A 20132-nucleotide genomic window follows, 5' to 3' on the forward strand; every position below is an offset into this window, starting at 1 on the left:
GTGAACGTAAAAGGATCGCAAGAGAGCCGTGAGCCGGCTCAAGATTCCTGACGAGGCTGTCAGTATAAAGCGTACGGCCTACGGCAGCGAAAACGGTTAGCGCATAGAATGATTGTTTCCCTATAGCACGTGGAGATTGACGCAATGGCTACTACCGGCAAGCAGACACAAATTCAACATCGCACCCTGGGTAATTCTTCCATCGACGTCGCACCGCTGGCATTCGGCGGCAACGTCTTCGGTTGGACCGTCGACGAACAGACATCGTTTTCGCTGCTCGACAAATTCATTGACGCCGGCCTCAATCTGGTCGACACCGCCGACGTGTATTCGCGCTGGGCCAACGGCAACAAAGGCGGCGAGTCCGAAACCATCATCGGCAAATGGATCAAGGCAGGTGGTCGCCGCGACAAGCTGGTCATTGCCACCAAGGTCGGCATGGACATGGGTGACGGCAAGATCGGCTTGTCTCCCGCCTACATCAAGCGCGCGGTCGAAGACTCACTGACGCGTCTGCAAACCGACTACATCGATCTTTACCAATCACATACCGACGACAAGAACACGCCGCAGGAAGAAACTCTGCAGACCTATGGCGAGCTGGTGCAGCAAGGCAAGGTGCGTCTGATCGGGGCTTCCAACTTCGGCGCAGAGCGGCTGGAAGAAGCGCGCAAGATCAGCCGTGAACATGGCTATCCGCTCTACCAGACGTTGCAGCCGGAATACAACCTCTACTCGCGTGCCGATTTCGAAAACAATCTGGAGCAATACTGCCTCAAGGAAAAAATCGGCGTCATCAATTACTACTCGCTGGCCAGCGGTTTCCTCAGCGGCAAATACCGTTCGGAGAAAGATCTCGGCAAGAGCACGCGCGGCGGCAAGACGCAGAGCTACCTCAATCCGCGCGGCCTGCGTATTCTTGACGCACTTGACGCAGTGGCCGAACGCTACAGCAGCACACCCGCGAGTATCGCATTGGCGTGGCTGATTGCACGGCCCAGCATCACCGCGCCGATTGCCAGCGCGACGACATTGGCGCAGATGGATGCACTGATTGAGGCGACGCAGTTGTCCTTGGACGGTGCCGCGATTGCTCAGCTCGATCAGGCCAGCGCGCCTTAAGTCTAAGTCTAAGTCTAAAACTAAGACGCCGGTTTCTCATCCACGGCGGTCATGGCAGGCGTCGCCATGCCGGTGTCCGGTGCCAGCCCTCGTGGCTGCGCCGCCAGCATGTGCGCCTTGCGCCACCCGCCGTAGCGGTAATACGCCATCGCCAGCACAATCAGCACCACGCTGCCGAGCGGAAAACTCCACCAGATCGCTTCGGCACCATAGGTCGGTATCAGCCATTTGGCAAACGGCAGACGCACCAGCCAGATCGCGATAAACAAGGTCACCAGCGGCGCCATCACCGCGCCGGTGGAACGCACCACGCCGAACAGCACCATCGTCACGCCGAACAAAACGAAAGACCACGCGACGATATTGTTGATGTGGCGAGCGACCGCCATTGCCTCGCCTTCGTGTGGAAGAAACAGTCCCAGCGCTGCATGATCGAAGAGATACAGCAAGGCTACCAGCGCGCCCGTCAGCAAAAAGTTGTAGCCGACACCGATCCCGGCGATGCGCGAGACGCGATCCCAGCGGCCGGCGCCGATGTTCTGCGCTGCCATCGACGACACGCTCGCACCCAGCGCCAGCGCCGGCATCTGTACATACGTCCACAGCTGCGACGTCACGCCGTAACCTGCCGTCACCTGAGAACCATAACCATTGACCAGGCTGATCATCACCAGTGCCGACGAAGAAATCACCAGCATCTGCAAGCCCATCGGCAAACCTTTCAGCACCAGCGCGCGCAGGATGGTCAGATCCGGCTTGAGATAGTTAAGCTCATTGCTGTGCAAGGCGAGGAAATGCTTGCGGCGATACAAGAAGGCGATCATCAGCAGCAAACTGCCGGATTGCGCGATCAGTGTCGCCAGCGCCGAACCGGCAATACCCATCGCCGGAACAGGGCCGAGTCCGAAAATCAGAAGCGGATTCAGCGCGATATCCAAGCCCACCGACAACAGCATGAAATAGAACGGCGTGCGTGAGTCACCCGCGCCGCGCAAGGTCATCATCATGAAGTTATAGAAATACATCATCGGCAGCGCGATGAAGATGATGCGCAGATAGGCAATCGCATAAGGCGCAGCGTCGGCAGGCGTTTGCATCATCGCCAGAATATGCGGTGTGAAAATATAACCTGCTGCCGCCACCAGAATCGACAGTGTTGCAAAGAAGGTCGCGCCGGTGCCAACCACGCGTTTGGCCCGGTTGATATCCCGCCCGCCGATGGATTGCCCGACCAGAATTGTCGTCGCCATGCTGATGCCGAACACCACGCCCAGCAGGAAGAACAGGATGATGTTGGCGTTGGACGTTGCGGTCAATGCCGCTTCGCCGAGATAGTGTCCGACCCAGATGGCATTGACCGAGGCATTGAGCGATTGCAGGATGTTGCTGCCCAGTACCGGCAAGGCAAACATCAGCAATGTTTTGGCGATGGGGCCGTTGACCAGATCCGGACGGGATGATTTGTTAGGGGGAGATTGCTGGGGATTGGCGGACATGACGTGATGGCTGGATACAAAAAAGTCATGCTAGCCCAATTCGGATGCCCGGTTTGTATCGGTGTGTAAATGGAGGTGTGTGCCATTGGTGCTGATGTCGCCAATCAGGTGTTGTCTCAATGGCAATAGCGACACATGAAATGGTTTGACCATTGCGGAAAGTCCTCGCTTGACAGGCCTCAGGGCCGCACCTATTCTCTGCATACCCAAAGGTCTTACCAGTCGCTCGCATTTTGGCGGCAGGTAATATAACAAGCAGAGCAGGCAAACTCAAGCAAACTCAGGCAACCTCAGCAGACTCCATGTCCTTCGATCCCATCGTACAAAAATCCATTTCAGAACAAGTCGCGCAGCGCTTGCTCACCATGATCCGCAGCGGCTTGCTCAAGCCCGGTCAGCAGCTTCCTCCCGAGCGCGAACTCGCAGCCATGCTGGGTGTTGGTCGTCCCGCCGTGCGCGAAGCGATCCGCGGTCTGGCTCTGCTGGGTTTGCTGCGCATCCGTCAGGGTGAAGGCACTTTCGTCGGCAAGCTGGAAACGCGCGAACTGCTCGAACCGCTGGAAATGATCATCGACCTCAACGCCGGTACGCTCGAAGCCTTGTTCGATGCGCGCCTGATCATTGAGACCGGCGTCGCCGCGTTGGCTGCCACACACATGGTGCAAGAAGAACTGGATCGCCTCTCCCGCAATGTCGAAGACGAAGAACGCCTGCTCAGCGACCCGGCCGCCTTTGCCGCCGCCGATGTCGAATTCCACGAAGCCATCATCGAAGCCTGCGACAATCCCTTCCTGCAAAGCATTGCCGGCAGCCTCTACATGCTCGGGAAGAAAAGCCGCACCATTACCTCGCGCATCCCGGCTACGCTGGAACGCAGCCTGCAAGATCATCGCGATATCCTCGTTGCACTGAAAGCCCGCGATCCGCAACGCGCTTCCGAAGCCATGCGCACGCATCTGATCCGCGTGCGCGATGCCTATCGCGGCGCAGCGCAAAACAAGGATGAGTCGGTACACGACTAAACATGCTCGCCGGCGTTTTTACTGCGTCGGCGCAGACATCTTGAAATTGCGCCACAATTGACACCGATTTGCTCAGAAGAAAAATAGTCCGGCCGTCAAAAATACAAAAGATTGAAACGAGCCGGAACGTGGCTCACCTTGGATGCAAGCGTGAGACTGCGCCCTTCGATTATTTTCAGGAGAAAAGCAATGCAAGATCTCGCAGGTAAAGTCGTCTTCATCAGCGGCGCCAGCACCGGTATCGGCGCGGCGGCAGCACGCGCCTTCGGCGCTCAGGGCGCACACGTCGTTGTCCATTACAACAGCTCGGCAGCAGAAGCAGAAGCCGTCGCAGCCGACATCCGCAAGGGTGGTAGCAAGGCAATCACCATCGGCGCCAACGTGCGCGACAGCAAGGCCGTCGACAAGGCCATCGCCAGCGCGGTTGAACAACTGGGCCGTATCGACGTCCTGATCAACAACGCCGGCAGCCTGGTCAAGCGCGAAGCGCTGGAAAAAATCACCGACGAATTGTTCGACGAGGTGGTGCAGATCAACGCCCGCTCGGTGGTCGCATTCACTCGCGCCGTGATCCCGGTCATGCGCAAGCAGGGCGGCGGCAACATCATTAACGTGACCTCGGTCGCAGCCCGTCACGGCGGTGGACCAGGAGCGCTGGTTTACGCAGCGTCCAAGGGTTTCGTCAGCACCATCACGCGCGGCATGGCCAAAGAACTGCTGGCCGACAAGATCCGCGTCAACGCCGTGTCGCCAGGCGTGATCATGACGCCGTTTCAAGAGCGCTTCACTACACCGGATCAGCTGGAAGCTTTCCGCAAGACGATTCCAATGGGCCGCATCGGCGACCCGGATGAATGCAGCGGCGCTTTCCTGTATCTGGCTTCGGATCAGTTGTCGGGGTATGTGACGGGGCAGATTATTGAAGTGAATGGCGGGCAGTACATGCCTTGATTCACTATAGCGATCTGCATTGAAAAACGCCGTCTTCAGCGATAGTTGAAGACGGCGTTGATTTTTGTTCGTGGTTCTTTGTGTGACTACGAAGAAAGCCTGCTTCTCAAGTCGCGGACCGAGTTCATCCAGAGATCGCTGTTTTCGGATTCTTGCCATAACTCCAATAATTCGGATGGTTCGATCAGTATGCGTTCGATTGCTTCATCTGCTTTTTGCACTAGCGTTGAATCAGGGCGCAGGCCTGCTTTTTCAACCCACGAATCCGCCGTTTCCGAATAGGCGTCGCGTATGCCCCAATTCCCTTGCAGTCTGGCGACGATTTCGGCAGCAGCAATCGCTCTCGATGCTTCGGGCGCTTCAAGGTAGTCGTTGCCGATTTCAACAACGGCGTCCAGTGCTTCTTCAAGCAGGGACAAATCCTTGACTTCCAGTAGGTCAGACGCAAAATCGCAGGCGTCGTCATTGCCGAATGACTCGTGTGACCATGCTCCCATGTATTTCTCCAATAAAGATTGATGCGTACGTAAAAAACTGCGTTGACGATGATACCGACGCGTTGTTTCCACGCAGTGACACGTTGGAAGCGTCGGGGATAGTAGCATGGGCTTGCGTGACGATAAGGACGGCAGCACTGGCATGGCCTTTGCACATACATCTCCATTTCTTGGAAACGGAATGCAGATGTTCGCCCCTAGTGAAATAAAACCGATCAGTGCAATGGATTCCGGTATGGGCGGTTCCAGCGACGCGACGTTACTTCGCGACAAGCTCACTCTCTTGCTCGACTCCACCGGCGAAGGCATCTACGGCATCGACCTCGAAGGCCGCTGTACTTTCATCAATCGCGCGGGTGCGGAGATGCTCGGCTATGCGGTCGAGCAGGTGCTGGGCAAGAACATGCATGACCTCGTGCATCACAGCCATGAAGACGGTGAGCACTATCCTGAAGAGGAGTGTCCGATTCTGAAGGCCTTCCGCAAGGGCGAGTCGTGCCGGGTTGATCAGGAAGTGTTCTGGCGTGCCAACGGCACTTATTTTGCGACCGAATACTCGTCCTATCAGATCGTCGATGGTGGCGAGGTACGCGGGGCGGTGATTACGTTCAGCGATATTTCCAAGCGCCGTCTGGCGGAGGAACAGTTACAGCGTGCCAAGGCGGAGCTGGAGCTGCGCGTCGCGGAACGCACACGTGAATTATCGGCTGCGCTGACGCAGGTGCGTGAGTTGTCGGCGCATGCGCATTCGGTGCGCGAGGATGAGCGCACGCGCATTGCACGCGAGATCCATGACGAACTTGGCAGCTTGCTGGTGGCCTTGAAGCTGGACGTGAACTGGATGGCCAGCCGTGTCGCCGACCTCGAACCGGTGGCGCGCAAGTGTGCGAGCATGAACCGGCTGATCGAGATCGCAGTGGACAACGTCGGGCGCATCATTACCGATCTGCGGCCGAGCATTCTGGATCATCAGGGTTTGATTGCCGCGCTGGAATGGCAGGTGCAGGAGTTCTCCGAAGCGACCGAGCTGCCGTGCGAAGTGGAGTTCGACATTTCACCGCAGGCTTTTGCACCGCAAGGGACGCTGGCGACGGCGGCGTTTCGTATCTTTCAGGAAATGCTGAGCAACGTGGCACAGCATTCGCAAGCAACAGAAGCAAAGATCATGGTACGCCTGACGCCGGATGAGCTGCTGATGGAAGTGGAGGACAATGGCATCGGCGTGCCGGCGGCGGCGCTGGCGAATCCGAAGTCCTATGGTGTGATGGGCATGCGTGAGCGGGCACTGCACTTTGCTGGCGCATTGAGCATCGAAAACGCCGTTGCTGGTGCAGCGGGTGCAGTGGTTGCACCGGAAAGCGGCAATGCCGCCGTCAATCGCGGCACCCGCGTGCGCCTGGTCTTGCCGCTGAGGAACGACAGCCATGCTTAAGGCATGACCCTGCCGTACCAAGAAAGACAACCGTAGCAACAAGGAAAACAATGATCCGTATCCTGCTCTGTGACGACCACCGCATCGTGCGCGAAGGTCTCAAGCAGATCCTCGCCGACACACCCGACATCGAGGTGGCGGCGGAGTGCGCCGATGGCCCGGAAGTCCTGCGCAAGGCGCGCGTGGAGGCGATCGACCTGGTGCTGCTGGACATCGCCATTCCGCTGCAAGACGGCCTGGATGTGCTGCGTCAGCTCAAGCAGGAGATGCCGCGCCTGCCGGTGCTGATGCTGTCGACCTATCCCGAGAAGCAATATGCGGCGCGTTGTTATCGCCTCGGCGCAGCAGGTTATTTGAACAAGAGCGCTGACACCGAGCAACTGGTGGCGGCGATCCGCAAGGCGGCGGATGGCGGCGTGTACGTCAGCCCGCATATGGCGGAGACGCTGGCCGCCGAGCTGAGTGCACATTCCGCAAGCACCCAGCGCGCGGCGCACGAGACGCTGTCGCATCGCGAATATCAGGTTTTCCAGCTGATCGCGGCCGGGCGCAGCGTCAAGGAAATCGCCGACCAGCTGACACTAAGCCCTAACACCGTCAGCACTTACCGCAGCCGTATCCTGGAAAAGACCGGCGCCAGCAACGATGTCGGCATCGCGATGTATGCCGTGCGGCATCAGCTTCTACCGGCTTAAGTTGTCCAATTCGTTATCGCTCTGACAGCGTCTTGTAGTCGTTCCACTACAAGACGTCGTCTGGTGATGACATCAAAACGCACTCTGGCAAGCCCCTTGCACATGATGAAGTAACAAAGCAGTTGTTACTTAGATAGTTACTTCACTTAGTTACTTCAACTCATCATGCCGGGGGAATCCATGCCAAAAGAAATCGACAGCACCATCTTCCACACCTACGACGCCGAGCGCGCAGGCAACACCTGTTCCTGCGGCAAGCACGCCAGCCAGACCGCGCACGACGACGAGCAACAGCGCAAGGCAGACGTGCAGGCGCAGGCGCGTTCTCAGGATGCAGAGCAATTGAGTAACGATGTGGTGGAAGAGTCGGTGATGCGCGCCCTGTTCCCGCAGGCGGCGCAGCGTCGTGATTTCCTGCGTGCGGTCGGCGTCAATACGGCGCGGGCGGCGATCGCCAGCATGTTTCCGATGGGTGCCTTGCAGGCTATGGCGCAGGAAAAGAACGGTGCGATTGAGAAGAAGGATCTCAAGATCGGCTTCATCGCCATCACGTGTGCGGCGCCGCTGATCATGGCTGATCCGCTCGGTTTCTACAAGAAGCAAGGCCTCAACGTTTCGCTCAACAAGACTGCCGGCTGGGCGCTGATCCGCGACAAGATGATCAACAAGGAGCACGACGCTTCGCATTTCCTGTCGCCGATGCCGCTGGCGATGTCAATGGGTGTGGGCAGCAATCCGGTGCAGATGCGCATCGCCACCATCCAGAACATCAACGGTCAGGCCATCACGCTGCACGTGAAGCACAAGGACAAGCGCGATCCCAAGCAGTGGAAGGGCTTCAAGCTGGCGGTGCCGTTTGAGTATTCGATGCACAACTTTCTGTTGCGCTATTACCTCGCCGAGAACGGTATCGACCCGGATCGCGACGTGCAGATCCGCGTCACGCCACCGCCGGAAATGGTGGCCAATCTGCGCGCCGGCAACATCGACGGCTTCCTTGGACCTGATCCATTCAACCAGCGTGCGGTGTATGACGAAATCGGTTTCATTCATATCCTGACGAAGGAAATCTGGGACGGCCACCCGTGCTGTGCCTTCGGCATGTCGGAAGATTTCGTCAAACAAAATCCGAATACCTTCGCCGCCTTGTTCCGCGCGGTGCTGACTGCTGCGGCGATGGCGCGCGATCCGGCCAACCGTTCGCTGGTGGCTAAAGTGATTTCGCCGGCAGCGTATCTCAATCAGCCGGAGACCGTGGTCGAGCAGGTGTTGACCGGTCGCTACGCCGATGGTCTTGGCAACGTCAAGAACGTGCCAGGCCGTGCTGACTTCGATCCCGTACCGTGGGATTCGATGGCGGTGTGGATCCTGAGCCAGATGAAGCGCTGGGGCTATGTCAAGGGCGAGGTCGATTACAAGGGCATCGCCGAGCGCGTGCTGTTGCTGACCGATGCCAAGAAGTACATGAAGGAACTCGGCCAGCCGGTGCCGGACGGCGCGTATCGCAAGTACAAGATCATGGGCAAGGAGTTTGATCCAGCCAAGGCCGACGCTTACGTCAACAGCTTTGCCATCAAGAGGACGACCTGATGAAACCGGCTTCGCAACTTGGCTGGCGCGCTGCGCTGATTTCGCTGGCGATCTTCGGTTGCCTGCTGCTGGTGTGGCATCTGGCAACGGCGCCGAAGGAGAGTGCGCGTATCGAAGCAGGCTCGGCGGCGTCGTCGTCCTCGTCCTCGTCCTCGGCTGAAGATGAATACGCCAAGCTGATGGGTAAGAGCAGCAGTTCGCCTATCAAGACCAGCGGTTTCCCCGGCCTGGCGCAGATGGGCGAGACCATGCGCAAGGAGCTGGCCAATCCTTTCTATGACAACGGCCCGAACGACAAGGGTATCGGCATCCAGCTCGGTTATTCGCTGGCGCGGGTTGGGTTGGGGTTTGCTATTGCAGCGCTGGTGGCGATTCCGCTGGGCTTCTTGCTGGGCATGTCGCCGCTGATGCAAAGGGCGCTGAATCCCTTCATCCAGATCCTCAAACCGATCTCGCCGCTGGCGTGGATGCCGCTGGCCTTGTACACGATCAAGGATTCGTCGATCTCGGGGATCTTCGTGATATTCATCTGCTCGGTCTGGCCGATGCTGATGAATACCGCGTTCGGCGTGGCGTCGGTGCGGCGCGACTGGCTCAACGTCGCCAAGACGCTGGAGGTCAAGCCGCTGCGCAAGGCCTTCCTCGTGATCCTGCCGGCGGCGGCGCCGACCATTCTGACCGGCATGCGCATTTCCATGGGGATTGCGTGGCTGGTGATCGTGGCGGCCGAGATGCTGGTGGGCGGCACCGGTATCGGCTACTTCGTCTGGAATGAGTGGAACAACCTGTCGCTGACCAGCGTCATCTTTGCAATTCTGGTGATCGGTGTGACGGGCATGGTGCTGGATCTGGTGTTTGCGCGTCTGCAAAAGCTGGTTACCTATACCGAATAAGTGGAACAAGCGGAATAAGGCAGAACAATGGACAAAGCATTTCTTACCGTAGACAACCTCAACAAGCGCTATGCCGACGATGCGCCGCCGGTGTTCGACAAGGTGTCGTTCAGCATCGACAAGGGTGAGTTCGTTTGCATCATCGGCCATTCGGGCTGCGGCAAGACCACCATCCTGAACGTGCTGGCAGGCCTGGAGGCGCCATCGGGCGGCGTGGTCATCATGGATCAGCGCGAAGTCAAAGGGCCGAGCCTGGATCGCGGCGTCGTGTTTCAGAGCCATGCGCTGATGCCGTGGTTCAGCGTGCTGAGCAATGTCGTCTTCGCGGTGCGCTCGCGCTGGCCGGACTGGTCGCGCGATAAGGCGGAGCAGCATGCACGCCGCTTCATCGAGATGGTCGGTCTCAAAGGCGCGGAACACAAGAAACCTTCCGAGCTGTCCGGCGGCATGAAGCAGCGCGTCGGCATCGCACGGGCGTTTTCCATCGAGCCGAAGATGTTGCTGATGGATGAACCATTCGGCGCGCTCGATGCGTTGACGCGCGGCGTGGTGCAGGACGAGCTGTTGAAGATTTGCAGCGCCACGCACCAGACCGTGTTCATGATCACGCACGACGTGGACGAGGCGATTCTGCTGGCCGACAAGATCTTCCTGATGTCCAACGGCCCGCACGCGCGCATTGCGGAAGTTGTGGTCAATACCATGCCCAAGACGCGTACGCGTGAAAGCATGCACCACGATCCGCAGTTCTATCGTATCCGCAATCATCTGGTCGATTTCCTGGTGCATCGTTCGCGCCGCATTCAGGAGGCCGGCGTGGAAGATGCGGTGACGCGCGTGGTGACGCCGGGGCTGGAGGAGGACAAGCTTTCACAGGCGGTGGCTTAGCAATGACTATTTAGACGTCTGATTTTTACCAACAATTCAATTTTTACAGCAAGGAGAAGCTCATGGATCGCAATCTCGTTACCCAAAAAATCATCGAAGCCAAGGTCAAGAACAAAATGACCTGGTCCAAGATCGCCGAAAGCATCGGCCAAAGCAAAGAGTGGACAACCGCCGCCATGCTTGGCCAGATGACCTTGACCGCCAAGCAGGCAGCCGTCACGCAGGAATTGTTCGGCCTGACCGACGAAGAAACCCTGTGGCTGCAGATCGTGCCGTACAAGGGTTCGTTGCCGACGCCGGTACCGACCGATCCGCTGATCTATCGCTGGTACGAAATCGTCAGCGTCTACGGATCGACCATCAAAGAACTGATCCACGAAGAATTCGGCGACGGCATTATGAGCGCGATCGATTTCAAGATGGATATCCAGCGCCAGGCAGATCCTAACGGCGATCGCGTGAATGTCATGTTGAGCGGCAAGTTCCTGCCCTATAAGACTTACTAAACCGTTTTCTCCTTCTCAGGAAGGAGGGCGGTAGAATGCCTTCATGGAAAAAACTACCGCCCCTCGTAAACACTCCGTCAGCGCCATGAAGGCGCGTTTCGTCGCCATCTCCTGGCGCGACCTCGCCGTCAGTTTTGGGCCGATGGTCTTGCTGATCATCGTCGGCGTCTGGCTGGCGATCTGGCTGATCCATCCGGCGCCGCCCAAGACCATCACGATTGCGACCGGGCCGGAGCACAGTAATTTCTGGAACGTTGCCGAGCGCTACAAGAAGATTCTTGCGCGTGATGGCGTGACGGTGAAGATCGTGGCGTCGGAAGGCTCGCTCGACAATTTGCATAAGCTGGTCGATTCCGCGAGCGGTGTCGATGTCGCCTTTGTGCAGGGTGGTATCGCCGACAGCGTCAATATTGAAGACCTCGTGTCGCTGGGCAGCGTGTCGTACTCCCCGGTGTCGGTGTTTTATCGCAATGACAAGGTGGTGTCGCGGCTTTCCGAGTTGACCGGCAAGAGCATCGCCATCGGTTTGCAGGGCAGCGGCTCGCGCGTGCTGGCGCTGACCTTGCTCAAGGCCAGCGGCATCGAACCGGGTGGCGCAACGAAGTTGCTCGACATGGGCGGCGACGAAGCTGCAGATGCGCTTTCCAAGGGCAAGATCGATGTGGCCTTCCTGATGGGTGAATCGGCGGCGCCGGCGACCATGGGCAAGCTGTTGCGCACGTCGGGCATTCGTTTGCTCGATTTCTCGCAAGCCTCTGCTTATACGCGTCGCTTCAGTTATCTCAATGAACTGACGCTGCCGCCGGGCGTGTTCGACTTCCACCGCAATTTGCCTGACCACACGATCCGATTGATTGCACCAACGGCAGAACTGATCGCCCGCGATGATTTGCATCCGGCCTTGTCCGACCTGCTGATCGAAGCGGCGCGCGAAGTGCACGGCAAGGCCAGCGTGCTGCAGAAGGCGGGAGAGTTCCCGGCGCCGCTGGCACATGAATATCCGATCAGTGATGACGCCACGCGCTATTACAAGTCGGGCAAGAGCTTCTTCTATCGTACGCTGCCGTTCTGGCTGGCGAGCCTGGTGGACAGGACGATGGTGATCCTGCTGCCGATTATTCTGCTGCTGATTCCCGGCGTCAAACTGGTGCCGCTGCTGTATGGCTGGCGCATCCGGTCGCGCATCTACAAATGGTATGGCGCGTTGATCTCGCTGGAACGCGGCGTGACCACCGGAACCAAGGAAGAGCAGGAGCAGATGCTCAGGCAGCTCGACGAGATCGAAACCTCGGTCAACAGGATGAAGATGCCGCTGGCCTTTGCGGATCAGTTTTATGTACTGCGCGAGCACATCGGTTTTGTGCGCAGCCGGCTGGAGAGTGGGGCGTAACCGGGTTTGACTGGCCTTGACGCACAGTTGACGGATTCCGTCCGGATCAGGGTAGAATGGCCTGCATTCGGACGGAAATCGAAAAACTTCAAAAATCGTTAGAAAAACAACGGCTTTAAAAACTACTGTTTATTTATACAGTACTTGTGATACAGTGGAATCTCTTTAACAGAGATAGGAACCACTGCCATGACTCACTTGGATCTCACTTCAGGCGCTCGCTTTGGTCTGGAATCTTCTTCCCCTTCGTCTTTCAGCCTGCGCTTCGGCCGCCGTGAAATGTTCGTCTGCCGCGACTCATACGTGCGCCGTTATCGCGTCAATCCCGTAATTGAATGCAGCGCCGGTATCGAGCCAGGTCACCTGGAAGTACTGCTGTTCCGCCGCTGGCTGGTCGTGCTGTCGAAGGCGCGTGCTTCACTTAATTAAGCGCCGTCATTTGATTTCGCGCATTGAGCTGAAGCATCTGCTGCACCCTATGTATCTGCTTCACTCTTCGATTTTCTGTCGCTGGTAGAAATGCGAGCAGGGATATCGGTAGCTTGTTGCTGGTTATAAATTTTTATTTTTCAAATCCTGACAAAAAGCTGAATTTAAAACAAGAATTATTCTCATTTGTGCTATATTCCGTTCGTCTTTGCAGCCGTCCGGCATAATTTTTTCGAAGGTTTTCGAGAAAATGCTGGGGCTGACAAGCAGACTGATTAACCAGCAGAAAGGGATAAGTTCATGTTTTTGCGTACTTTTGTTGCAGGAATGGTGTTGGCGACAACCTCGGTCGGCGCGTTCGCCCAGGAAAAGGTAATCAACCTTTACTCCGCGCGCCACTATCAGACTGACGAAGCCTTGTATGGCAACTTCACCAAGGCAACCGGTATCAAGATCAACCGTGTCGACGCCGATGACGCCGGTATTCTGGCGCGTCTCAAAAGCGAAGGTACTGCAAGTCCAGCCGATGTGATCCTGCTGGTCGACGCCGCCCGTCTGTGGCGCGGCGAGAACGACGGCTTGTTCCAACCGGTGAAGTCCAGCGTGCTGGAATCGCGTATTCCCGCCAACCTGCGCGGCAAGGACGACGGCCAGGGTTCTCAATGGTTCGGTTTTTCGACACGCGCCCGCGTGATCGTCTATAACAAGCAAAACGTGAAGCCGGAGGACGTCGACACCTACGAGTCGTTGGCTGATCCGAAGAACAAGGGCAAGTTGTGCACCCGTTCCGGTTCGCATCCTTACAACGTGTCACTGTTCGGCGCGCTGTATGAACATGTCGGCGAAGCCAAGACGGAAGCCATCCTCAAGGGCATGGTCGCCAACATGGCGCGTACTCCTGTGGGTGGTGACACCGATCAGATCAAGGCTGTGGCATCCGGCGAATGCGGCGTGGCGATTTCCAACTCCTACTATGTGGCACGCCTGATGAAGTCGACCAAACCGGAAGACATCGCTATCGTCAGCAAATTTGGCGTGGTCTGGCCGAATCAGAAGAGCTTTGGCGCGCACGTGAATATCGCCGGTGCAGGCGTGGCGAAGCACGCTCCGCACAAGGCTGACGCTGTGAAATTTCTGGAGTATCTGTCCAGCGACGATGCGCAGCGCTATTTCGCCGAAGGCAATAACGAATGGCCTGCAGTCAAAAGCGTGAAGACCGGCAATGCCGCGCTCGATACGCTGGGGCCGTTCAAGGCGGAAGTGATCGATGTCGCCGCAACCGGCCGCAATCAACAGAAGGTGCTGCAGATTCTGGATCGCGTCGGTTACAAGTAATCGCAATACGGTTTAATGTCGTTGCGCTGAAATTGAAAAGCACCGGAAGGTTAAGCCCTCCGGTGCTTTTTTACGGACAAAACGAATCAGGTTGGGTCATGTGGTGGCGCGCGGAAATGCGACGACGTGATTGACGTCGAGCCGGATGCCGATCGCTTCGCCGATGGCGTGGTCGTGATGCGAGGGAACCAGCGACAGCAGCTCAATGCCGTCGTCGAGTTGCAGCGTGTAGAGGAAGTCGGCGCCGCGGAATGACTTGCGCACGATGCGCGCCTTGAACGGCGACAAGTCGTCATGCACGATGTCATCGGAACGCAGCAAGACATCGAATGGCAAACCGTGTGCGGTTTCGGATTGCAAGGTGTCAAGCATGTGGGCCACGTCGTGTAATTTGCCCAGCGGTGTGTCCATCGCCGTGACGCCGGAATCACTGACTAATGCACCAGGTACGAAGATGCCATGGCCGATGAAGTCGGCGACAAAGCGTGTGGCGGGGCGATGGTAGAGCGCGTAAGGCTCATCCCATTGCTCCAGTCGGCTCTGCTGCATGACGCCGACGACATCGCCGACGGCGAACGCCTCCATCTGATCGTGGGTCACCATCAACGCGGTGATGCCGGCTTGCTTGAGGATGCGGCGCACTTCTTCGGCCAGACGTTCGCGTAACTCGACGTCGAGGCTGGAGAAGGGTTCGTCCAGCAGCAACAGGCGCGGTTGCGGCGCCAATGCACGGGCAAGGGCGACTCGCTGTTGCTGCCCGCCGGATAACTGATGCGGGAATTTGTCTTCCAGGCCGGCCAGACCGACCAGCGCCAGCATCTCTTGCACGCGCTGGCGGCGTTGTTGTTTGCTGCCATGCTCCTGACGCAAGCCGAAACCGATATTGGCGTCGATGCTGAGATGCGGGAACAGTGCAAAGTCCTGGAATACCATGCCGATGCGGCGTTCTTCGGCGGCGAGGCGAATGCCGGGGCCGTCCAGTACTTGCCCGTCGAGCAGAATGCGTCCGGATTGCGGGTGTTCAAGTCCGGCGATGGCGCGCAGTAGTGTCGTCTTGCCGCTGCCGGAAGGGCCGATCAGCACGCCCAGCTGTCCGGCCTGCAATGTCAGGGAAACCGATTGCACCGCGGGCGCGGAGGCACGTGGATAACTGATGCTGACGTGGTCAATTTGCAGGAACATCGTGGGCCTTTGTCGTTACAATTCGCGGGTTGCTGAGCGTCTGCAAGTGTAGCGCATCGTCATTCTCGCTTACGGATATTCATGGACCTTTTGCTCGGATATTTTTCCATCAGGCATGCAAAGTTCATTTTGCCGTCGTCCTGACGAAAGTCAGGATCCAGTGTCGTCCCGGCGGTCATCACGACACTGGATCCCAGCGGTCGCTGGGACGACGCTCAAGGACAGACGCAGATGCAACTGAACGTCAGAATCCTTTGTTTTTTACTTATCTTTCATCGACGCATTTATGTATTTCATCGGACTGGTTGCCTTATTGATTTCCTTGCCCATCCTCGGCATCGCGGGGGCATGGCTGCATCTTGATGCTGCCGGTATCGACGCCATCCGGCAGCAGGCACAGACCGTCTTGCCGGGATATCTGGTGACCTCAGGCTGGTTGGCGTTGTTTGTAACCGCAGGTGTCATTCTGGTTGGCGCCGTGACGGCGGTTGCGATCAGCTTGTTCGAGTTTCGCGGCAAGCGCTTTCTTTCGTGGGCTTTGCTGTTGCCGATGGCGATGCCGGCGTATGTTTCTGCATATGCGTATACCGATTTCTTGCAATATGCCGGCTTGGTGCAAAGTAGCCTGCGCGATATGTTTCCCGGATTCCGCATCGATGTGCGTAGTTTGTCGGGCGCGATTTTTCTGTTCGTCTTTACGTTGTATCCCTACGCTTATCTGCTGGCGCGCAATGCCTTGAGTGAGCGAGGCGTGCATCTGATGGAAGCCGCGCGCTTGCTAGGCACGCCGCTGCATGAGCGCATCTACAGAGTGGCGTTGCCGTTGGCGCGTCCGGCTCTGATGGCAGGCGCTGCGCTGGCATTGATGGAGACGCTTGCGGATTACGGTGTCAGCGCCTATTTCGGCCTGACCACGTTCACCACCGGTATTTACAAAGCATGGATGGTGATGGATGACCGCATCGCCGCGGCGCAGTATGCGTCCTTGCTGTTGCTGTTCGTCGCCGTGCTGCTTTGGCTGGAACGTCGCGAGCAACAGCGTATGCGGTTCTCTTCGGTACGGGGAAATCGTCGTGACGATGGTGCAGAGTCGCGCCTGCCGCAATTGCATGGTGTCAAAGCGGTAGCCGCGTGGCTGGTGTGCGCGACGCCGATCGTGCTGGGCTTCGTCTTGCCCGTGCTGATCTTGCTGCAACTGATGTGGCGCGAGAGCGAGATGTCGCTGGCGACCAATCTGGTTCGCTATGCGGGCTGGACCTGGAACAGCTTCCGCTTTGGCGGTATGGCGGCGGCGATTGCAATCGTGCTGGCGCTGGCCTTGTGCTTCGCTCAGCGCGCCAGCGATTTGCCTCGTTTCAAATACGGATTCTTGCGCGTGGTCGCACGTATTGCCTCCATGGGCTACGCGATTCCCGGTTCGGTGATCGCCATTGGTATTCTGTTGCCGATTGCGTGGCTGCAGGCGGTGTTTCCGGGCAGCATGGCGGGCGTCTGGCTAACGGCAACCTCGCTCGGCGTGATTTACGCGTATCTGGTACGCTTTACGGCCGTTGCGGTGCAGTCGGTGGAAGCCGGCTATACACGTATCCCGATGAGTTTCGACGAAGCGGCGCGCACCATGGGCACATCGCGTAGCCGCATTGTGCAAAAGCTGCATATGCCTTTGCTGTGGCGTTCGCTGGCGACGGCTGGACTGATGGTGTTTGTCGATGTGGTGAAAGAGTTGCCGGCAACGCTGCTGCTGCGTCCTTTCAATACCGATACGCTGGCGGTCATCGCGCATAACCTGGCGCGCGACGAGCGTCTGGGCGAAGCGGCATTGCCGGCATTGAGCATTGTTGTGGTTGGCCTGATCCCGGTGCTGCTGGTCACGCGGGCATTAAATAAAAGATAGCAGAAGATAGAGGAAAACATGAGCCAATATGATTACGATCTGTTCACCATCGGCGGTGGTTCCGGTGGCGTGCGCGCCAGCCGGTTTGCGTCGCAATACGGTGCGCGCGTGGCGATTGCCGAGAGCAAGGATCTTGGCGGCACTTGCGTCAACGTCGGCTGCATCCCCAAAAAACTGATGTCGTACAGCGCGCATTTTCATGAAGATTTTGCCGACGCAGTCGGCTTCGGCTGGACAGTGGGCGAGAGCCGCTTTGACTGGCAGGCGCTGATCGCCAGCAAAGACAAGGAAATCGCTCGCCTCAATGGCATTTATCGCAAGATTCTTGATGGCGCCAAGGTCGACATCGTCGAAGGCTATGCCACCGTCGAAGACGCTCACACCGTCGTCGTCAACGGCAAACGCTACACCGCGGCACACATTCTGGTCGCCACCGGCGGCCATCCGACCGTGCCGGATATTCCAGGCAAGGAACTCGGCATTGTGTCCGACGATTTCTTCCACCTGACCGCGTTACCCAAGCGTGCCGTGGTGCTGGGTGGCGGCTATATTGCCGTGGAGTTGGCATCCATTCTCAACGGTCTGGGCAGCGACGTCACGTTGGTCTATCGCGGCAAACATCTGCTGCGCGGCATGGACAGCGAGCTGGGCGTTTTCCTGGCCGAAGAGATGCGCAAGAAGGGCATGAAGATTCTGTTTGAAAACAATATCGAATCGCTCAAGGCTGCGGGTGACGCCAGGCAGGTCACGCTGAGCGACGGCGCCACGCTCGAAGCCGACTGCGTGTTGTTCGCCACCGGGCGTCACGCGAATACGGCCGGCATCGGCCTGGAAAAAGCGGGTGTTGTGCTGACCGACAAAGGCGCGGTCAAGGTCGATGATAATTTCATCTCCAGCGTTCCCTCTATCCACGCCATTGGCGACGTGATCGACCGCGTTGCGTTGACGCCGGTCGCACTCGCAGAAGGGATGGTTGTTGCTGCGCGCTTGTTCAACAAGGGCGGCAAGGAAATGTCTTACGCGAATATTCCTACTGCAGTGTTCAGCCATCCCAACGTCGGCACAGTCGGCCTGAGTGAAGAGGATGCGCGCAAGCAGGTCGGTGAACTACGTATCTTCAAATCGGAATTCAAGGCGCTCAAGCATACGCTCAGCGGTAACAGCGAACGTACCTTCATGAAGCTGGTGGTGGATGCGAAAAGTGACCGCGTGCTCGGTGTACACATGGTCGGTGCGGATGCCGGTGAGATCGTGCAGGGCTTTGCCGTGGCGTTGCAATGCGGCGCTACCAAGGCCCAGTTCGACGCAACGATCGGGATTCATCCGACGTCTGCAGAAGAATTTGTGACGATGCGTACGCCGGTGGCATAAGTCTTCTGAAGGTCGCCGCCGCAGAGACCTGGATGGTCTCTGCAAGCGTCTGGCTTCCAGCGCTTAGCGGGAAAGGCTGTAACCGATCCTGAACTGTGGCGTCGACTTCTGGTTATACGTCAGCAAGCTCTCGCCGTAACCGTAGAAATAACTCGCCATCAGATAACCGGCAGTACCGGGAATCAGTCTGGACAGCGGATACGACAACGTCGAATCCGCGCTGCCTGTGTTGCTGCGCGTACCCTTGCGCAGCGTGGTCGAGAACTCCACGCCATCCGGTTTGCCGACTGCCAGTTTCAAATCCGTATGGCCGCGATATTGGCCGATATCGGGGTTGTCCGACAGCGGGCCGATATAGGTGTAGATCTTCGGCGAAATGCGGAATTGGTAGTCGTTGAGATTGCCGAAAGTCAGCGTCGGTTGTACGAAGAAGATATTCAGGCCGCGCGATTGCGGACCATCGCGGCCGTTTGACTCATGTTCCAGACCGGTGGCGATTGACATGCGGCTCAGCACGCTGTTGTGGATGCCCAGATCCGGAAGGTAGTAATAGAGGCTTGGCCGGTAGTTGGTGTCGCGGAATGGCGATGACGGGCTTTGCAAATCCCATAGCGAGAACTGGGTATAGCCGAAATACAGATTGTCGATCAGCCCCCGCGAGCGCATGTCGTCAGGCTGGAAGAGGCGAAATTTGAAACTCAGCTGGAACTTGGCGTTGCGATTGCCGCCGCTGTTGCCCGCTGCGAGGTACATGGGTTCGTTGAACGACAGGCGAGGAATATTGATCAGGTCTTCGGCTGCCGGCGCAATGCCGATCGGGCTGCTGCTGGTGCCCGGGGTGATGACGGAGGCCGATGGTTTCGCTGCGCCGCCCTCGACGCTGGTAGCGGTCGCCGCGACACTCGCATCGGCAACCTGTTCGCTGCCGGGCTTGGCGCGGACGATGGCAACCAGCACCGGCGAAGCATCGACGCCGACGGTTTCGATACGCACGACACCGCGCAGGTATTTAGGCAATTCCGCGCTGTAGGTGACTTTGCGGAATTCGCCGCGTTGCAGGGTGAATTGGCCGGGGCCGTCGCCATTGCGCTTCAGATGCACCTGTACCGGTGGTGTCATGTCGGCTGATGCTGCAATCACCAGATCATCGGGCAAAGCGTAAGCCTGCGATGCCTGGTCGTCTTCGCTCACCATGAGAGTCAAGACAAATGGTTTGTTGCCGTCAATGACCTTGGGGGGCTGCAAGACGGAGATACCGGCAACTGCACTATGTGTCAGTGTCATTGCGCTTGCGGCAAACAGTGCTCGTTGCAATGTATGCAAGGTAATTGGGAAAATTTGTTTCCATACGGGCAAGGTGGGGGCGGGAAGCGTCTTTTTCATTGTTGGTCTTTTTTGTCGATTTAATATGGTTTGAGAAGCGAACATCAGCCATATGG

The 20132-nt window shown here is 57.8% G+C and carries 18 protein-coding genes; 14 read left to right on the top strand and 4 right to left on the bottom strand.

The annotated features are described in order from the left end of the window. The first annotated feature begins 144 nt into the window (after window positions 1-144). Window positions 145-1122 carry an aldo/keto reductase gene (locus PQR63_RS06495; protein ID WP_408166634.1) on the top strand — a complete coding sequence of 326 codons (978 nt, stop codon included), beginning with the start codon at window positions 145-147 and terminating at the stop codon, window positions 1120-1122. 20 nt (window positions 1123-1142) lie between these two features. Here the strand turns inward: PQR63_RS06495 and PQR63_RS06500 are convergent, their stop codons facing one another. Continuing rightward, a complete protein-coding gene (locus PQR63_RS06500) occupies window positions 1143-2618 on the bottom strand; it encodes an MATE family efflux transporter (RefSeq protein ID WP_408166636.1) in 1476 nt (491 codons plus the stop codon). 302 nt (window positions 2619-2920) lie between these two features. Between PQR63_RS06500 and PQR63_RS06505 the strand changes: the two genes are divergently transcribed. Continuing rightward, entirely contained in the window at window positions 2921-3640 is a 720-nt protein-coding gene (locus PQR63_RS06505; protein ID WP_408166638.1) for a FadR/GntR family transcriptional regulator, read from the top strand. Between the two features lie 189 nt (window positions 3641-3829). Further along, complete coding sequence (locus tag PQR63_RS06510; RefSeq protein ID WP_408166639.1) at window positions 3830-4591, top strand: SDR family NAD(P)-dependent oxidoreductase; 762 nt, start codon at window positions 3830-3832, stop codon at window positions 4589-4591. Between the two features lie 86 nt (window positions 4592-4677). Here PQR63_RS06510 and PQR63_RS06515 read toward each other — a convergent pair whose 3' ends face one another. Continuing rightward, on the bottom strand, window positions 4678-5160 hold the full coding sequence (locus tag PQR63_RS06515; protein ID WP_408166641.1) for a DUF4259 domain-containing protein: 483 nt from the start codon (window positions 5158-5160) through the stop codon (window positions 4678-4680). 151 nt (window positions 5161-5311) lie between these two features. Between PQR63_RS06515 and PQR63_RS06520 the strand changes: the two genes are divergently transcribed. The 9 genes from PQR63_RS06520 (at window position 5312) to PQR63_RS06560 (ending at window position 14246) form a co-directional block, all read left to right on the top strand. Then, window positions 5312-6520 (top strand): sensor histidine kinase, encoded by a 1209-nt coding sequence (locus tag PQR63_RS06520; RefSeq protein WP_408166788.1) that lies wholly within the window; start codon window positions 5312-5314, stop codon window positions 6518-6520. A 50-nt stretch (window positions 6521-6570) separates the two neighbouring features. Beyond that, window positions 6571-7215, top strand: coding sequence for a response regulator (locus PQR63_RS06525; protein WP_094564838.1), 645 nt, complete (start codon window positions 6571-6573; stop codon window positions 7213-7215). A 180-nt stretch (window positions 7216-7395) separates the two neighbouring features. Next, a complete protein-coding gene (locus tag PQR63_RS06530; protein ID WP_408166642.1) occupies window positions 7396-8805 on the top strand; it encodes a CmpA/NrtA family ABC transporter substrate-binding protein in 1410 nt (469 codons plus the stop codon). Then, on the top strand, window positions 8805-9698 hold the full coding sequence (ntrB, locus tag PQR63_RS06535) for a nitrate ABC transporter permease (RefSeq protein WP_408166644.1): 894 nt from the start codon (window positions 8805-8807) through the stop codon (window positions 9696-9698). Before PQR63_RS06530 ends, ntrB begins: the two co-directional genes overlap by 1 nt. Window positions 9699-9725: 27 nt before the next feature. After that, window positions 9726-10586, top strand: coding sequence for an ABC transporter ATP-binding protein (locus tag PQR63_RS06540; RefSeq protein WP_408166646.1), 861 nt, complete (start codon window positions 9726-9728; stop codon window positions 10584-10586). A gap of 62 nt (window positions 10587-10648) precedes the next feature. Beyond that, entirely contained in the window at window positions 10649-11092 is a 444-nt protein-coding gene (gene cynS / locus PQR63_RS06545) for a cyanase (protein WP_094564834.1), read from the top strand. A 43-nt stretch (window positions 11093-11135) separates the two neighbouring features. Then, complete coding sequence (locus PQR63_RS06550; RefSeq protein ID WP_408166648.1) at window positions 11136-12482, top strand: TAXI family TRAP transporter solute-binding subunit; 1347 nt, start codon at window positions 11136-11138, stop codon at window positions 12480-12482. Window positions 12483-12671: 189 nt separating this feature from the next. After that, window positions 12672-12911 (top strand): hypothetical protein, encoded by a 240-nt coding sequence (locus PQR63_RS06555; RefSeq protein ID WP_094564832.1) that lies wholly within the window; start codon window positions 12672-12674, stop codon window positions 12909-12911. Between the two features lie 300 nt (window positions 12912-13211). Then, complete coding sequence (locus PQR63_RS06560; protein ID WP_094564831.1) at window positions 13212-14246, top strand: Fe(3+) ABC transporter substrate-binding protein; 1035 nt, start codon at window positions 13212-13214, stop codon at window positions 14244-14246. A gap of 96 nt (window positions 14247-14342) precedes the next feature. On the opposite strand, the gene PQR63_RS06565 is transcribed toward PQR63_RS06560, so the two are convergent. After that, a complete protein-coding gene (locus PQR63_RS06565; RefSeq protein WP_408166650.1) occupies window positions 14343-15428 on the bottom strand; it encodes an ABC transporter ATP-binding protein in 1086 nt (361 codons plus the stop codon). 286 nt (window positions 15429-15714) lie between these two features. On the opposite strand from PQR63_RS06565, the gene PQR63_RS06570 reads away from it, so the two are divergent. Together PQR63_RS06570 and gorA are read left to right on the top strand one after the other, a co-directional pair. After that, on the top strand, window positions 15715-17322 hold the full coding sequence (locus PQR63_RS06570) for an ABC transporter permease (RefSeq protein WP_408166652.1): 1608 nt from the start codon (window positions 15715-15717) through the stop codon (window positions 17320-17322). Window positions 17323-17340: 18 nt separating this feature from the next. Continuing rightward, window positions 17341-18693: a glutathione-disulfide reductase gene (gene gorA / locus PQR63_RS06575; protein WP_408166654.1), complete on the top strand. Its 1353-nt coding sequence runs from the start codon at window positions 17341-17343 to the stop codon at window positions 18691-18693. Between the two features lie 63 nt (window positions 18694-18756). Here the strand turns inward: gorA and PQR63_RS06580 are convergent, their stop codons facing one another. After that, window positions 18757-19977 (bottom strand): phospholipase A, encoded by a 1221-nt coding sequence (locus PQR63_RS06580; protein WP_408166656.1) that lies wholly within the window; start codon window positions 19975-19977, stop codon window positions 18757-18759. Window positions 19978-20132: the final 155 nt, after the last annotated feature.

Source organism: Herbaspirillum rhizosphaerae, from assembly GCF_046025915.1.
In the GTDB taxonomy this organism is placed as follows: Bacteria; Pseudomonadota; Gammaproteobacteria; order Burkholderiales; family Burkholderiaceae_D; genus Herbaspirillum; species Herbaspirillum rhizosphaerae_A.

Excerpts from the sequence above, each read along its gene's own strand:
- PQR63_RS06495 (WP_408166634.1), top strand. The coding sequence starts at position 145 with ATGGCTACTACCGGCAAGCAGACACAAATTCAACATCGCACCCTGGGT.
- PQR63_RS06500 (WP_408166636.1), bottom strand. The coding sequence starts at position 2,618 with ATGTCCGCCAATCCCCAGCAATCTCCCCCTAACAAATCATCCCGTCCG.
- PQR63_RS06505 (WP_408166638.1), top strand. The coding sequence starts at position 2,921 with ATGTCCTTCGATCCCATCGTACAAAAATCCATTTCAGAACAAGTCGCG.
- PQR63_RS06510 (WP_408166639.1), top strand. The coding sequence starts at position 3,830 with ATGCAAGATCTCGCAGGTAAAGTCGTCTTCATCAGCGGCGCCAGCACC.
- PQR63_RS06520 (WP_408166788.1), top strand. The coding sequence starts at position 5,312 with ATGGATTCCGGTATGGGCGGTTCCAGCGACGCGACGTTACTTCGCGAC.
- PQR63_RS06525 (WP_094564838.1), top strand. The coding sequence starts at position 6,571 with ATGATCCGTATCCTGCTCTGTGACGACCACCGCATCGTGCGCGAAGGT.
- PQR63_RS06530 (WP_408166642.1), top strand. The coding sequence starts at position 7,396 with ATGCCAAAAGAAATCGACAGCACCATCTTCCACACCTACGACGCCGAG.
- ntrB (WP_408166644.1), top strand. The coding sequence starts at position 8,805 with ATGAAACCGGCTTCGCAACTTGGCTGGCGCGCTGCGCTGATTTCGCTG.
- PQR63_RS06540 (WP_408166646.1), top strand. The coding sequence starts at position 9,726 with ATGGACAAAGCATTTCTTACCGTAGACAACCTCAACAAGCGCTATGCC.
- cynS (WP_094564834.1), top strand. The coding sequence starts at position 10,649 with ATGGATCGCAATCTCGTTACCCAAAAAATCATCGAAGCCAAGGTCAAG.
- PQR63_RS06550 (WP_408166648.1), top strand. The coding sequence starts at position 11,136 with ATGGAAAAAACTACCGCCCCTCGTAAACACTCCGTCAGCGCCATGAAG.
- PQR63_RS06555 (WP_094564832.1), top strand. The coding sequence starts at position 12,672 with ATGACTCACTTGGATCTCACTTCAGGCGCTCGCTTTGGTCTGGAATCT.
- PQR63_RS06560 (WP_094564831.1), top strand. The coding sequence starts at position 13,212 with ATGTTTTTGCGTACTTTTGTTGCAGGAATGGTGTTGGCGACAACCTCG.
- PQR63_RS06565 (WP_408166650.1), bottom strand. The coding sequence starts at position 15,428 with ATGTTCCTGCAAATTGACCACGTCAGCATCAGTTATCCACGTGCCTCC.
- PQR63_RS06570 (WP_408166652.1), top strand. The coding sequence starts at position 15,715 with ATGTATTTCATCGGACTGGTTGCCTTATTGATTTCCTTGCCCATCCTC.
- gorA (WP_408166654.1), top strand. The coding sequence starts at position 17,341 with ATGAGCCAATATGATTACGATCTGTTCACCATCGGCGGTGGTTCCGGT.
- PQR63_RS06580 (WP_408166656.1), bottom strand. The coding sequence starts at position 19,977 with ATGACACTGACACATAGTGCAGTTGCCGGTATCTCCGTCTTGCAGCCC.